The following is a 14,247-nucleotide window of genomic DNA, read 5'->3' as shown; positions in this document are numbered from 1 at the left end:
ATGGTCACTGTGCCACACTCGCCAGCCGCCAACAGGCCCACGATCACGCGCAAAGACGTGGCCAGGCTGGCGGGCGTCAGCACCGCCGTGGTCAGTTATGTGGTGAACGATGGCCCCAAGCGGGTCTCCCCGGGGACGGCCGCCAAAGTGCGCGAGGCCATCACTGCACTCGGGTACCGGCCCAACGCCGCGGCGAGGGCGCTGAAGCTGGGCTCCAGCGAAATGCTCGGCATGGTGGTTCCGGACACCACCAACCCCTTCTTCGCCACCCTGGCCCGCGCCGTGGAGGAAGCCGCAGCGGCGCGCGGCTATGCGCTGCTGCTGGCCAACTCGGGCGGCTCGGCGGCCAGCGAACGCCGCCAGGTCAAGAACCTCGCGAGCCGCCGCGTGGACGGCGTCTTCCTCTCCAGCGTGCTGTTCGAACCCGACCTGACCGAGCTTGAGCATTCGGAGATCCCTGCCGTGCTGCTGAACCACAGCAGCGAGGTGCCGGGCTTTAACTCGGTAGGCGTGGAGCTGCAAGAAGGCTCCCGGCGCGCCGTCGAGCATCTGGTGGGCCATGGCCACCGCAAGATCGCGCTGGTCATGGGCATGAATGTCGGCAATGACCTCGACGGGCGCGAGATCGGGTGGCAGCAGGGGCTCACGGAGGCCGGGCTCCCGGAAGGGCCGATTGTGCGTTGCGACTTCGACCGCCAGGGCGGCTACCGCGCCGGGCAGCGGCTGCTCGCGGCCGCGGAGCGGCCCACCGCGGTGTTTGTCAGTTCCGATCTGCAGGCCGTCGGCCTGCTGCGCGCAGTGCAGGAGGCCGGGCTGCGGATTCCCGAGGACCTGGCCGTCTTCTCCTTCGACGGCTCGGCGGAGGCGGAGTACAGCTGGCCGCCGCTGAGCACGGTCGCGCAGCCCGTGCAGGCCATGGCCGAGGCCGCCGTCGAGGCGCTCATCGATTTCGACGGCGTGTCGCCCACCCGGAACAGGACCTTCCCCGTGGACCTGGTCCTACGGGCCTCCTGCGGCTGCGTGCCGGTGCCGGCGGCGCCCGCAGTGTAAGGTCCGGGCTGCTGGTTCACTCCCTGTAGGGCAGGTTCACTCCCCGTGGACGGCGGCCTGGCGCTCCTCTGACCGGTCCAAATAGGCCAGCAGCAGCTCGCCGGCGCGGTCCAGATCCCCCGCTTCGAGGGCCTTGCAGATTTCCTCGTTGTCCGGCAGCCAGCCGCGGTAGAAGTGCGCATCCAGCGTGGCCTTGTGGAAGAACAGCCGCATCTCGGCCAGGACCTGGGCCATGATCGTATCCAGCCGCCTGCTGCCCGCCAAGGCCACGATGGCGCCGTGGAAGTGCTGGTTGGCGCTGCCCAGGGCCTCTTCGTCGTTGGCGGCTGCTGCCGCTTTGCCCTCTTCCACGGCCGCGCGGACCGCCGCCACGCGCTCGGGGCTGCCGCCGCCGCGGATCGCGCTGACTTCAATGGCCCGCCGGACCGTGTAGACGTCGTGGATGTCCCCGGCCTCCAGGCTTGCCACAAAGACGCCCCGGTTCGGGTGCCGCACCACCAGGCGCTCGGCCGCTAGCTCGGCGAAGGCCTCGCGGACGGTGTTGCGGGAGACGCCGAGGTCTTCGGCGATGGTCGATTCCGTGAGCCGGGCGCCCGGCAGCAGAATTCCCTCGGCCAACTGCAGGCGAAGTTCGGCCGCCACCCGGTCCGCCACGGAGGGAACTGCCACGCGCAGCCGTGCCGCGGCCGCGCCGAGGGCTGATCCGGCACCTGCATCGGGAGTCGTCATAGTGCCGAATCTACACGATCGTCCCAATGTTGAATCGTCGGATTGTTGAACAATCCGTGAAAATGTTGCATCCTTGGTAGGGGGCTATCATGAGACGAGGATCACAAATGGCAACCATTGACCTAAACAGCGACGTTGGCGAGTCTTTCGGACGCTGGACCCTGGGCGACGACACGGCGATGTTCCGCTCGGTGTCCAGCGCAAACGTGGCCTGCGGATTCCACGCGGGTGACCCCAGCGTTATCCGCCGGACCTGCCGCGAGGCGGTCGCCGCCGGCGTCGTAATTGGCGCCCATGTCGGCTACCGCGATCTCGCCGGCTTCGGCCGCCGCTTCCTGGACATCAATCCGGTCGAATTGGCGGACGACGTCGTCTACCAGATCGGCGCTCTGCAGGCGCTGGCCGCCGCAGAGGGCGGCACGGTCCGGTATGTGAAGCCGCACGGCGGGCTCTACAACGCGATTGTCGCGCACACCGGCCAGGCGAAGGCCGTCGTCGATGCCGTAAAGTCCGTTGACCCGAACCTGCCGATCCTGGGCCTGCCGGGCTCCGAAGTGCTCCGCCTCGCCGAGGCCGCCGGCCTTCGCGCGGTCACCGAAGCCTTCGCCGACCGTGCCTACAACCCGGACGGCACATTGGTATCCCGTACGTTGCCCGGAGCCGTGCTTGAGGACCCCGCTCTCGTCACTGAGCATGTCCTCCGGATGGCCACCGATTCCGCCGTCCGCACCATCGACGGCTCCATCCTGAAAATCCGCGCCGAAAGCATCTGCGTGCACGGTGACTCCCCGGGAGCCGTCACCATGGCCGCCGCAGTCCGCGAGGCGCTCAACGCCGCCGGAATCGAAACCGCCGCGTTCGTCTAAGGCGCATCCGTCTCTGCAGACGCTCGCCGCTTCACACCCCGGATCCGCCGGGATCACCCGCACTTACACCCGCGCAACAGGCAGCACCCCGCACACCTGGAGGAAACCATGACTGCAGCACCGCATCAGGCCACCCCGGCCGCCGGCAAGAGGAGGATCCCGCCCGGTGCCATCAAGGCCTACGTCGCGAGCCTCACCGGCACCTCGCTGGAGTACTACGACTTCGCGATCTACTCCGTGGCCTCGGCCCTGGTGTTCCCCAAGGTCTTCTTCCCGGGCAACGACGAATACGTCGGGCTGCTGCTGTCCTTCTCGACCTTTGCGGTGGGCTACCTCGCCCGTCCCATCGGCGGCGTGATCTTCGGCCGGCTCGGTGACAAAATCGGCCGCAAGCAAGTCCTCGTGACCACCCTGCTGCTGATCGGCATCGCAACTGTGGCGATCGGCGCGCTCCCGGGCTACGCCACCATCGGCATAGCCGCACCTATCATCCTCGTGTTGCTGCGCCTGGCGCAGGGCATCGGCGTCGGCGGTGAGTGGGGCGGTGCCGTCCTGCTCTCCAGCGAATTCGGCGACGCCAAGCGGCGCGGCTTCTGGTCTTCCGCCGCGCAGATCGGCCCGCCCGCCGGCAACCTGATGGCCAACGGCGTCCTGGCCGTGCTCGCCGCGACGCTCACCAACGAAGACTTCCTCTCCTGGGGCTGGCGCGTGGCCTTCCTCGCCTCGGCCCTGTTGGTGGGCTTCGGCCTGCTGATCCGGCTGAAGCTGGAGGAAACCCCCGTCTTCAAGGCCATCCAGGCTCACGGCGAACAGCCCAAGGCCCCCATCAAGGAGGTCTTCACCAAGGAGCCGCGCGCCCTCGTGTCCGCCGCCCTGTCCCGCATCGGCCCGGACGTGCTGTACTCCCTGCTCACCGTCTTCATGGCCGTCTACGCCACCAAGCAACTGGGCATGAGCACCAGCAACGTACTGACCGCCATCCTGATCGGCTCCGCCTTCCAGCTGGTCCTGATCCCAGCGGCGGGCGCCCTCACAGACCGCGTCAACCGCCGCCTCGTATACGGCATCGCCGCCGTCGGAACCGCCGTTTACATCCCGCTGTTCTTCGTCATGATCCAGGACAAGTCGGTCCTTACGCTGACCATCGGCATCGTGATCGGGCTGGCTTTCCACGCCTTCATGTACGGCCCGCAGGCTGCCTACATCACCGAACAGTTCCCGGCCCGGCTGCGCTACGCCGGCAGCTCGCTGGCCTACACGCTGGCCGGCGTGATCGGCGGCGCCGTCGCACCGCTGGTCTTCACCGCCCTCTTCGCCGCCAGCGGCAACTGGTTCCTGATCGCCGGCTACCTCGCGGTCGCCTCGATCGTGACGGTGATCGGGCTGGCCATCGGGCGCAACCCGCATACCGACGAAGAAGAGCGGCTCCTGCAGGAAGCCCGCGCCTGAGCCCTTCGGATCCGGTTCAGCGGAACCTGTCCACCGGCACAATTCCACCGGCACAATGAGTGAGGCACCTCGTGATTGAGACAGCAGGGGAAACCCCCAAGCTAGAGAACGCAGCAGTTCAAGAGGACACGGTTCAAGAGCACAAGGTTCAAGAGCACACGGTTCAACAGCACCCAGTTCAGAAGGTCCGTTTCGTGCGGGCCGTGGGAACGCGTGCGGTCCTCGCCGAGCTCTCCGGCACCCAGGACGTGCTTGCCCTGCAGGCTCTGCTGCTGGAGAAGCCGCTGCCGGGCCAGCAGGACGTGCTGGCCGCGGCCGAGACCGTCCTGGTCACGGCCGATTCCCCGGCCTCGGCCCGGCGAATCGCCGCCCGACTGCTGCAGCTCGACCTCACCGCACCGGTGCAGCGCGACGGCGAGCTGGTGGTCATCGACACCGTGTACGACGGCGAGGACCTCGCCGAAGTCGGCCAGCTCACCGGCCTGGGAGCCGAGGGTGTGATCGCTGCCCATTCCGGCCAGGTCTGGACAGTGGCCTTCGCCGGCTTCGCGCCCGGTTTCGGGTACATGGTGGGGGAGAACCAGCAGCTGGAAGTGCCCCGCCGAGCCTCGCCGCGCACCGCCGTCCCCGCAGGCTCCGTGGCGCTGGCCGGGAACTACTCGGCAGTGTATCCGAGGCGTTCCCCCGGCGGTTGGCAGCTGATCGGGCGCACCAACGCCAGGATGTGGGACCTGGACCGGGAGCAGCCCGCGCTGGCCGCGCCCGGCCACCGGGTGCAGTTCCGGCCGGTCCGGGACGCGGTAACTCTCGGAACCGAGTCCGCCGCGGAGCCGGTGGCACAGCCAGCCGCGCAGACTGCCGCAGAACCTACGGTCCACAGCGCCGGCGCAGCGCCGGAACCGGCTGCCGGCCAGGACGTCGCCTGCGGACTCCGGATCGTTGCGCCGGGTCTGCAGAGCCTGATCCAGGACCTCGGCCGGCACGGCCACTCCGGCCTGGGCGTCTCCGCCGCCGGCGCCCTGGACCGGGCCTCGCTGCGCCGGGCCAACCGCCTCGTCGGCAACACCCCCGGCGCGGCCGCCATCGAAACCGTCGCCGGCGGGCTCACGGTCCGGGCCGTGGGGGATCAGGTCCTCGCGGTCACCGGGGCGCCGTCGGCGCTGAGCATCGAATCCGCGCCGGACGACGCCGGGGACACCTGGCAACGCTCCGCGCTGATGGCCACCCCGTTCGCGCTGCTCGACGGCGAAACGCTCAGCATTGGTGCGCCGCAGAGCGGCTTCCGCAGCTATCTCGCGGTCCGCGGCGGAGTCGATGCAGCCCCGGTGCTGGGCAGCCGCTCCACGGACACCATGTCCGGAATCGGTCCTGCACCCCTGGCCGCGGGACAGGTGCTGGCCGCCGGCGGAGAGGCCGAATCCGGCGTCGTCGGGGCTCCCGAACTGCAGCCGGACTACCCGGGAACCGGGGTGACCGTACTCGACGTCGTTCCCGGCCCCCGCGCCGACTGGTTCGATCGGGCGGCGCTGGACTCCTTCGCCGCCCAGGAGTGGGAGGTGAAGGCCCAGTCCAACCGGGTCGGCATGCGGCTGGACGGTACACCGCTGCAGCGGACCCGCCAGGGCGAACTGGCCAGCGAAGGCACCGTGGCAGGCGCCCTGCAGGTCCCACCCGAAGGGCTGCCCGTGCTCTTCCTGGCCGACCACCCGATCACCGGCGGCTACCCGGTGATCGGCGTGGTGGTCGACTCCCTGCTGGACCTCGCCGCGCAGGTCCCCATCGGCGGCAAGATCCGCTTCCGCTGGGCTGAACACGGCCCCACCGAACACACCGCCACTGAACACGCCACTGAACACACCGTCACCGAAAAAGAAGCGAGTAACTGATGCGCAAGGTCCTGATCGCCAACCGTGGAGAAATCGCGGTCCGCATAGCCCGGGCCTGCGACGACGCGCAGCTGGCGTCCGTCGCCGTCTATGCCGACATCGACGCCGACGCCCTGCACGTTTCCGCTGCGGACGAAGCCTTCAGCCTGGACGGCAACTCTCCCGCCGACACCTACCTGAACATCCCCAAGCTCCTGGCCGCGGCGGCCGCGTCCGGCGCAGACGCCGTCCACCCCGGCTACGGCTTCCTCTCCGAGAACGCCGACTTCGCCCAGGCCGTCATCGACGCCGGGCTGACCTGGATCGGACCGGCTCCGGACGCGATCCGGCTGCTCGGCAACAAGATCACGGCCCGCGACGCCGCCGTCCGGGCCGGCGCGCCGCTGGTCGCCGGCAGCGACGGACCCGTGGACACCGCGGCCGAGGCCCGGGCCTTCGCCGAACAGCACGGCCTGCCCATCGCCATCAAGGCCGCCTTTGGCGGCGGCGGCCGCGGCATGAAGGTGGTCCGCGTCCTCGACGAGGTCGAGGAAGCCTTCGATTCCGCCGTGCGCGAGGCAGTTGCCGCGTTCGGCCGGGGCGAGTGCTTTGTGGAGCGCTACCTGGACCGACCGCGCCACGTCGAGGCGCAGGTCCTGGCGGACGCCCACGGCAACGTCGTCGTCGTCGGAACCCGCGACTGCTCCCTGCAGCGCCGGCACCAGAAACTCCTGGAAGAGGCACCCGCGCCGTTCCTGAGCGAGGAACAGACCACGCTGATTTACGATGCCGCCAAGGCCGTCTGCCGGGAAGCAGGCTACTCCGGCGCCGGTACGGTGGAATTCCTGGTCGCGGCGGACGGCACCGTCGCCTTCCTCGAAGTGAACACCCGGCTCCAGGTGGAGCACCCCATCACCGAGGAAACCACGGGGATCGACCTCGTCCAGGAGCAGTTCCGGATCGCCGCGGGTGAGCCGCTGCGCCACACCGAGGACCCGACGCCGCATGGACACGCCTTCGAGTTCCGGCTCAACGCCGAGGACGTGGGCCGCGGCTTCCTGCCCTCGCCCGGCACCATCGGCGAATTCGCCGGCCCCACCGGCCCGGGCATCCGCCTGGATACCGGGGTCCGCTCGGGCTCCTTCGTGGCGCCGCAGTTCGATTCCCTGCTCGCCAAGCTGATCGTCACAGGCGCGGACCGCCAGCAGGCCCTGCGCCGCGCCCGCCGTGCCCTCGCCGAAATGCGCATCACCGGGGTGGCCACCGTGCTGCCGTTCCACCGGGCCGTGCTCGAATCCCCGGATTTCACCTCCGAGGACGGGCTCGGCATCCACACCCGCTGGATCGAAACCGACTTCGCGGACAAGATCCCGGCCGATCCCGGCTACAGCACCACCGCGCCCGACGGCGAACGCCGCACCATCACCGTTGACGTGGACGGACGCCGCCTGGCCGTCGGGCTCCCGGCAGACCTCCTGGACGGGTGGGCACTGTCTGGTCGGACGATGTCCGGAGGGGCACTGCCCGCCGGCGTCTCCGTGGACGGAACCTCCGACGGCGGTGCTGGCGCTGCCGATCCGGGCGAGCTGCGCGCCGACATGGCCGGGACCGTGGTGAAGTGGCTCGTCGATCCCGGCGCCGAGGTGTCGGCCGGGGACCCGGTGGTGGTCCTTGAAGCCATGAAGATGGAAACCCAGATCGCCGCGCACCGGGACGGCACTGTCACCGACGTCCGCACGGAAGCCGGGGGAGTGGTTGCGGCCGGGGCCGTGCTGGCCCTGATCGGCTAGCGGCCATCACTCAGGTGCCGGGCTCCCCGCCCGGAGAGACCAAGAACGCCCGCCCGGGTTAACCGGGCGGGCGTTCCTGCTCTCCCGCGGCGGCCGCCGTGGCTCGGCGTGACCTGGCCGCCAAGTCTGGCAGGGTTGTTCCCAGCGGGCCTAGAATCGGGCTGGGCGAACGGGCCAAGGCACCGGCCGACTCGCCACCGGGAGGATCAAGTCCATGTTCCAGCGGTGCCAGTTGAGGGGGCCTGCCATGGACACCAGCGGAAATATTGAAACGGAACAAAAGTACGACGCCGGGACGTCCACGCCCCTTCCGGAGCTGCTGGAAATCCAGGGCGTGGACGACGTCGCGGAGCCGGTGACGGATCACCTTGAGGCGGTGTACTTCGACACGCCGTCCCTGGCTCTCGCCGCGCGGCGCTTGACCCTGCGGCGCCGCACGGGCGGCACGGACGCCGGGTGGCACCTCAAGCTTCCCGCCGGCACGGACCAGCGGGAGGAAATCCATGCACCGCTGGGCCAGCCGGAGACTGTTCCGGACGAGCTGTCCGATCATCTGCAGGTGTTCACCCGCGGGGAAGAGCTGGTGCCGGTGGCCCGGCTGAGTACGCGGCGCACCACCTACCGGCTTTACGGGCCTATCGGTGAGCATCTGGCCGACTTCGCTGACGACGTTGTCCACGCCGAGGCTTTGCAGCCCCCAGGGCCGGCCCTCGACTGGCGTGAATGGGAGCTCGAACTCGTCCACGGAAACCGGGAGTTCCTCGACGCCGCCACCGAAACCCTGACGTCCACGGGAGCGGCCCGCTCCGCCTATCCGTCCAAGCTTGCCCGTACTTTTGGAGCTGCGTGGCCGGCAGGGCTTAGCCCCCGGGCCGGAAAGACCCGGAAGAAGCTCCGGAAGAAAGGCCCGGCGGTCGACGTCGTGACGGCCTATCTGGACGCACGGATCGAAGACTTCATCACCAATGATCCGGGTGTCCGGCAGGGGACGCCGGATTCAGTCCACAAGATGCGGTCCGCGACCCGCCGGGCGCGCTCCGCCCTGGCCACCTATCGCAAACTCTTCAAGCGCTCAGCGGTCCGTGAACTGCAGGCCGAGTTGAAGTGGCTTGGCCGGGTCCTGGGCCCGGCACGCGACGCCGAAGTCATGCTGGAGCGGCTTCGCCGGCACATCCAGGAACTCCCCGAGGACCAGAGGTCCGGCTCGTTGGAGCAGATGATCGAACTGGAGCTGGTCGCAGTCCACGACGAAGGTTACAGAAACGTTCTCGATAGCCTCCAGGCCGGTCGCTATTTCCGTCTCCTTGGCTCCCTTGAGGACTTTCGGGACCACCCGTCGGCCCGGCCCCTCGCCTTCCGCCCCGCGCACAAGGTGACGGCCAAGCTGGTGAACAAGGCGGCAGACCGGGTGGAGCGTTCCCGGAAGGCCGTCAAGCGCTCCACCGGCAGGGCCGCCCGCGACGCGGCCCTGCACGAAGTCCGAAAAGACGCCAAACGCCTGCGCCACGCCGGCGAATCGGTCAGGGAGATCCACGGCAAGCGCGCCGCCAAGCTCACAAAATCCGCTGGACGGCTCCAGAGGGTACTCGGCGACCACCAGGACAGCGTCATGGCCACGGCCCTGCTGCGCAGAGTCGCGGCCACTCCGGACCGGCCCGCCGATACCGATCTCGGCGTCAAGAGTTTGCTGAAGATGGAAAAACGTCTCGCCCGGAAGACGGAGAAGAAAGCCCGCAGGGCAGGGAAAAAGCTTCGCGGCCTGCGTCTGCGCTCCTGAGCCGGGAAACCTGCTGTCCTGCAGCTTCTTCGGCTATTTGGCGCCGAGGAAGATCGGGTTGGTCAGGGCGGCCATCGGGCCCAGCAGCAGGGCGGTTCCCATGGCTGTCCCGTTGCTGGGCGTGCCGTCCGGCATGGGGTGGCGCACCTCAACGCGCACATAGGCGGCGAGCTGTGGCGTGGTCACCCAGGTGCTGGCTCCCTGGCCCGAGTCCGGCAGGGTAATTTGCTGGGTCTGGCCTTCATCGGTGATGAACCGGACTACTCCGTTCGGCACGCCGGAGATCTTCGCCGTGACGCTGACGCGGGCATCCGCGGCGGCGTCGAGGCGTTCCCCGACGCCGGCGCTCCGGCCGCCGGAGGTGGCGCTGAAGTCGACGGACACGTCCGCCGATTCGGCGATCCAGTTCCGGCCGCTGCGGATACCGGCCAGCACGGCGTCGCGGGAGAGCGCCGCGGCGTAGACAACGTTGTGCGGGAACCCGATGACCTGGGGTGCGCTGTGGGCGTCGCTGTTGCCCATCGCCGGGAGCCAGCGGCCGCCGTTGCGCGCGGAGCTGGCCAGCATGGAGTCCCAGGTGTTGATGGCGTACTCGTCGTCGGCGGTCCACGGGCCGGTCCACACCTCGACGGCGTCGGCGTTCTCGTACCCGAACTTCCAGCGGCAGGCCACGTACGGGCAGTACGGGTGCGCAGGGACCACGATGCCGCCGGAATCGTGGATTCGCTTGGCTTCCTGCTCGAAGCCCTTGTCCCGCGCCCGGTAGCGCCAGTCGATCCATTCGCCGGGTTCGAGCCCGAGTGCGAGGTAGTGCCCGTTCCGGGTGGTGACCTCCTCACCCGTGAGGATGAGCAGGTCGTTGCCGGCCAGTGGCCCCCACGCGCCGTGCGACGCCGGAGTGTTGTGGTCCGTGCTGATCATGAAGTCCAGGCGCGCGGCGCGGGCCCCGGCAGCGACGTCCTCGGGCGTGCGCTTGCCGTCGGAATACACGGTGTGGAGGTGGGCGTCGCCGCGGTACCAGCCGGCGCCGCGGCCCGCGACCTGCTGTGGCGGGTACTGCGGGCGGAAGGCCGCGCCGTCGGGCCCGTAGTCCAGGGTGACGGTGACGGTGTAATCCATGCCCTGCCCGGCCACCTGGTACGGGCCGAGCGCGATGTTCCAGGTGCCCTTGCCGACCGGGCCGGGCAGGTAGCCGGGGGTTGCCTCGGCGGCGCTGATGAAGAACTCCGTGCGGAAGCCGCCGGACCAGCCCCGGAAGCCCTTGCCCGCGAGGTCGGTGCCTTTCTCGTCGAAGACGCCGACGTCGCACGCGTTGGCCAGGAGCCCGGGGGCGACGGTGGGCTTGCTGTAGCTGTAGGAGACGCTGATCCTGTTGACGCCGGCGGGCACCTCAACGGGCAGGTAGACGAAATCCGCGGCGCCCGGCTCGAGGTGTCCGGTGATCGTCTTGGTTTTGCTGGTGCCGGTATCGGCGGCGGCGAAAGTGACAGGAGCCAGGGTCAGCGCCGCTCCGGTCAGCGCGGCAGCCAGAAAGCCGCGTCGGGAAGGGGAAAGCAGGTCATTGTTGCCCTCATGGGCTTTACAAGGTGAACTCACCCGCCCCATGTTCACCATGCGGACTTAACAGCTGGCGTCCGAGGCCAAGACGGGACATGAACACGAACCCTTGACGGGGATCCACGCGATCCCCGCCCAGGAGCGGCAACCGGGGGTGGCGTCCTCGGCGGAAGGGAGAGAGAATCCAGAGAGAAGGCTCAATCTGACCAGAAGGAGTGATCGGCCATGATCACTGCGGCGGCGCAGGCGCGCCCGGTGATTAGCCGTGACGGGGACTTGCCCATTGAGGATCACGGCGCCGGGCTCGATGCCGGAAACGGCCTGCTGTTCCGCTACTTGCAGGCATAGATGGTGGCGCGATTGATGGCCGCTGAGGGCAGCCCGGGACGGTGCAGCTCAGCCCCGGGCGCCGGCCATGACCGGCTCGCCGTTGAAGTATTCAAGCTCCCAGCCGTCAACGGCATGGTGGTGGGCCAGGTTGAGTGCGGCGTTGTCGATGCTTTGCAAGGTGTATCCGACGGCGCGGCTGAGGCTCAGCCGGATCAGCGTGGCGTGGGCGACCACCACGACACGGCGGCCGCGGAACTCCTCGGCCAGTGCTTCCAGCGCCGCCAACCCGCGGCAGGCCGCTTTATTCCTGCTTTCTGCGCCGCGGAAGCCACCCCGGATCCGCAGCGCGTCCAGTTCGGGCCCGGCCTGCAGGCCCTCAGCGGGTCCGAAGCTGCGCTCGGCAAGTTCCGGCACGCGCCGGGCCGGGCCGAGCCCCAGCCCGCTGGCAATCAGGTCGGCGGTTTCGGCGGCACGGCGCAGCGGCGAGGAAACGACCGCATCCCACTGGTAGCCGGACAGGACGGCGACGGCATCCCGCGCCTGGCGGCGGCCGACGTCGTTGAGCGGAATGTCGGTGGAACCCTGAAGCCGGCGCTGCACATTCCAGTCCGTCTGGCCATGGCGGACAAGGGCAAAGGTCGTCAGGGTTGTGTTTTCCATGTTGGCTACGATTCCTTCTGCCGGGTGCGGAATTGATGCAACACGATCCACTACCATCGTTGCCCGGCAGCGCTGAGAATTCTCTGAGGCAACGGCCACGGCGGGCAAAGAGGACGGTCCACCTGGCCGGGGCCGGGGGCCGGTGTTCCGTAGCCACCGGCCTGCAAGGGCTAAAGGAATCCCAAAGCCTTCGCGGGTACGCTACGAGGCGGGACCGACGCGGGCCATGGGCCGAACCCGGTTCGGGCTGCCGAGGGGAGGAAATAATGGCTGCCACATCCAGGAATCGTGCAGCCGTGGCCATTGCAATGATGGTTGCCGTGTGCGTGGGTCTGGTGCTGGCCGGTTGCCAGTCCGGTCCGCGGGAGGCCAAACCATTCAGTGCTTCGGCGACGGCCCAGCCCACAAACGCCCAGCCCAGCAGCGCCCAGCCCTCCACCCCTTCGACGGTGCCGGCGCCCCCGGGGACTGTCCACTTCACCGCCCAGGGCGACATCGGCGTCAGCACCGGGGCCAAAAAAGTGCTGGACGTTATTGCCGGCCTCCAGCCGCAGTTCAATCTTGCCCTCGGGGACTTCGCGTACAAGGCCGGGATCGAGCAGCAGTTCTGCGACATGGTCAAGGGCAAACTCGGCGAAAATTTCCCCTACCAACTAATCACCGGCAACCATGAGAGTGACGGCAGCGACGGTGACATCGCAAAGTTCGTCGAATGCCTGCCCAACAGGCTCCCGGGGCTCCAGGGTGAGTACGGGATCCAGTGGTACGTCGATGTCCCCCAGGCGGATCCCCTGGTGCGGTTCATCATGGTATCGCCGGGCATCAACTTCAAGGACGGGCAACCCCTGGACTACTCGCGCGACAGCGAACGCTGGCGCTGGACAACGGACGCCATCGATGGGGCTGCCTCGGCGCAGATCCCGTGGACCGTGGTTGGCATGCACACACCCTGCCTGAGCGTTGGAAAATACGGGTGCCAGCCCGGCCAGGATTTCACGAACATGCTGATGGAGAAGAAGGTGGACCTTGTCCTGGCCGGCCATGACCACGACTACCAGCGCACCCACCAACTGGGCGTCGGCGGCTCGTGCCCGGGCTTGCAACCGGAGAGTTTTTCATCTGCCTGCCTCATGGATACCGACCAAACCATGGTGAAGGGCGCGGGAACGGTTTTCGCCACCGTAGGTACCGGCGGCGTCGGTCTCTACGATGTGAACGACAACGACGCCGAGGCCGGCTATTTCGCCGCATGGTCCGGCAGGAACCGCGATCCTTCCCTCGGGACCCTGGACCTGAGGGCGAGTGCGGACGAGCTGTCCGCCCGGTTCGTTCCGGCAGAGGGCGACTCGTTCACGGACTCCTTTGCCATCGGACGCCGCTGACCGTCGCCCGGGAGAGGCCTTTCTCAGGGTTTGCTCAACCCTCTGCCACATACTGCCAGTATCAAGGAGGGGGGTTTCCGTGCGCATTTTGGTCGTCGATGATGAGAAAGGTCTGGCCGAAGCGGTCCGCCGCGGGCTGACGAATGAAGGTTTCGTCGTAGACGTCATGCACGACGGCGTCAGCGGCCTGTGGGCGTCGACAGAAAACTCATACGATGCAATCCTGCTCGACCTGATGCTGCCGCTAAAGAACGGCTACGACGTCCTGAAGGAGCTTCGGGAACACAAGGTCTGGACTCCGGTGCTGATGCTCACTGCGAAGGACGGCGAGTACGACCAGACCGATGCCTTTGATCTTGGGGCTGATGACTACCTGACCAAGCCTTTCAGCTTTCCGGTGCTGGTGGCGCGGATCCGGGCACTCATCCGCCGCGGTGCACCTGAGCGCCCTGTGGTGTTGACGGTGGGCACGCTGACGCTGGACCCTCTCAACCGCAAGGTCCGTCGGGGGGACAAGGCGATCAAGTTGACCCCCCGTGAATACGGGCTCCTGGAGTACCTCATCCGGCGCCACGACCAGATCGTGACGAAGGCGGAGATACTCGACAACGTGTGGGACCCCGCCTTTGAGGGCGGGGATAACGTGGTGGAGGTTTACATCAGCTACCTCAGGCGCAAGATCGACGTCCCCTTCGGCGTCCAGACACTGACCACGGTGTGGGGGATGGGCTACATGCTCAGCACCGACGTGGATCCGCGGGAACACTCCCCCCGAACCGCCGGGACGTAGGC

General features: G+C 68.3%; 12 protein-coding genes. 9 read left to right on the top strand and 3 right to left on the bottom strand.

Annotation, left to right across the window (positions count from 1 at the left end; all coding sequences use genetic code 11):
- Positions 1 to 1,050, top strand: a complete 1,050-nt coding sequence (locus AB4089_RS09900; RefSeq protein ID WP_441409117.1) for a LacI family DNA-binding transcriptional regulator — start codon at positions 1 to 3, stop codon at positions 1,048 to 1,050.
- Between the two features lie 36 nt (positions 1,051 to 1,086).
- On the opposite strand, the gene AB4089_RS09895 is transcribed toward AB4089_RS09900, so the two are convergent.
- Complete coding sequence (locus AB4089_RS09895) at positions 1,087 to 1,779, bottom strand: GntR family transcriptional regulator (protein WP_441409116.1); 693 nt, start codon at positions 1,777 to 1,779, stop codon at positions 1,087 to 1,089.
- Between the two features lie 107 nt (positions 1,780 to 1,886).
- Here AB4089_RS09895 and AB4089_RS09890 point away from each other — a divergent pair, with 107 nt between their 5' ends.
- From AB4089_RS09890 to AB4089_RS09870, 5 genes are all read left to right on the top strand, one after another.
- Positions 1,887 to 2,645 carry a LamB/YcsF family protein gene (locus AB4089_RS09890; RefSeq protein WP_441409115.1) on the top strand — a complete coding sequence of 253 codons (759 nt, stop codon included), beginning with the start codon at positions 1,887 to 1,889 and terminating at the stop codon, positions 2,643 to 2,645.
- Between the two features lie 108 nt (positions 2,646 to 2,753).
- Positions 2,754 to 4,094 carry an MFS transporter gene (locus tag AB4089_RS09885; protein ID WP_441409114.1) on the top strand — a complete coding sequence of 447 codons (1,341 nt, stop codon included), beginning with the start codon at positions 2,754 to 2,756 and terminating at the stop codon, positions 4,092 to 4,094.
- 203 nt (positions 4,095 to 4,297) lie between these two features.
- Positions 4,298 to 5,980: a 5-oxoprolinase/urea amidolyase family protein gene (locus AB4089_RS09880; RefSeq protein ID WP_441409236.1), complete on the top strand. Its 1,683-nt coding sequence runs from the start codon at positions 4,298 to 4,300 to the stop codon at positions 5,978 to 5,980.
- Positions 5,980 to 7,749 (top strand): ATP-binding protein, encoded by a 1,770-nt coding sequence (locus AB4089_RS09875; protein WP_441409113.1) that lies wholly within the window; start codon positions 5,980 to 5,982, stop codon positions 7,747 to 7,749. Before AB4089_RS09880 ends, AB4089_RS09875 begins: the two co-directional genes overlap by 1 nt.
- Before the next feature lie 247 nt (positions 7,750 to 7,996).
- Positions 7,997 to 9,526, top strand: a complete 1,530-nt coding sequence (locus tag AB4089_RS09870; RefSeq protein WP_441409112.1) for a CYTH and CHAD domain-containing protein — start codon at positions 7,997 to 7,999, stop codon at positions 9,524 to 9,526.
- A gap of 33 nt (positions 9,527 to 9,559) precedes the next feature.
- On the opposite strand, the gene AB4089_RS09865 is transcribed toward AB4089_RS09870, so the two are convergent.
- Positions 9,560 to 11,122, bottom strand: coding sequence for a CehA/McbA family metallohydrolase (locus AB4089_RS09865; RefSeq protein ID WP_441409111.1), 1,563 nt, complete (start codon positions 11,120 to 11,122; stop codon positions 9,560 to 9,562).
- A 186-nt stretch (positions 11,123 to 11,308) separates the two neighbouring features.
- Between AB4089_RS09865 and AB4089_RS09860 the strand changes: the two genes are divergently transcribed.
- Positions 11,309 to 11,431: a hypothetical protein gene (locus AB4089_RS09860; protein ID WP_441409110.1), complete on the top strand. Its 123-nt coding sequence runs from the start codon at positions 11,309 to 11,311 to the stop codon at positions 11,429 to 11,431.
- A gap of 48 nt (positions 11,432 to 11,479) precedes the next feature.
- Here the strand turns inward: AB4089_RS09860 and AB4089_RS09855 are convergent, their stop codons facing one another.
- On the bottom strand, positions 11,480 to 12,073 hold the full coding sequence (locus AB4089_RS09855; protein ID WP_441409109.1) for a histidine phosphatase family protein: 594 nt from the start codon (positions 12,071 to 12,073) through the stop codon (positions 11,480 to 11,482).
- A gap of 296 nt (positions 12,074 to 12,369) precedes the next feature.
- Here AB4089_RS09855 and AB4089_RS09850 point away from each other — a divergent pair, with 296 nt between their 5' ends.
- Both AB4089_RS09850 and AB4089_RS09845 read left to right on the top strand, forming a co-directional pair.
- Positions 12,370 to 13,455, top strand: a complete 1,086-nt coding sequence (locus tag AB4089_RS09850) for a metallophosphoesterase (protein WP_441409108.1) — start codon at positions 12,370 to 12,372, stop codon at positions 13,453 to 13,455.
- 79 nt (positions 13,456 to 13,534) lie between these two features.
- Positions 13,535 to 14,245: a response regulator transcription factor gene (locus AB4089_RS09845; protein ID WP_441409107.1), complete on the top strand. Its 711-nt coding sequence runs from the start codon at positions 13,535 to 13,537 to the stop codon at positions 14,243 to 14,245.
- The last annotated feature ends 2 nt before the right edge of the window (positions 14,246 to 14,247 follow it).

Origin of the sequence: Arthrobacter sp. 2MCAF15, from assembly GCF_052115605.1 — a bacterium.
Taxonomy (GTDB): Bacteria; Actinomycetota; Actinomycetes; order Actinomycetales; family Micrococcaceae; genus Arthrobacter.
This window is presented reverse-complemented; position numbering and strand designations above follow the sequence as displayed.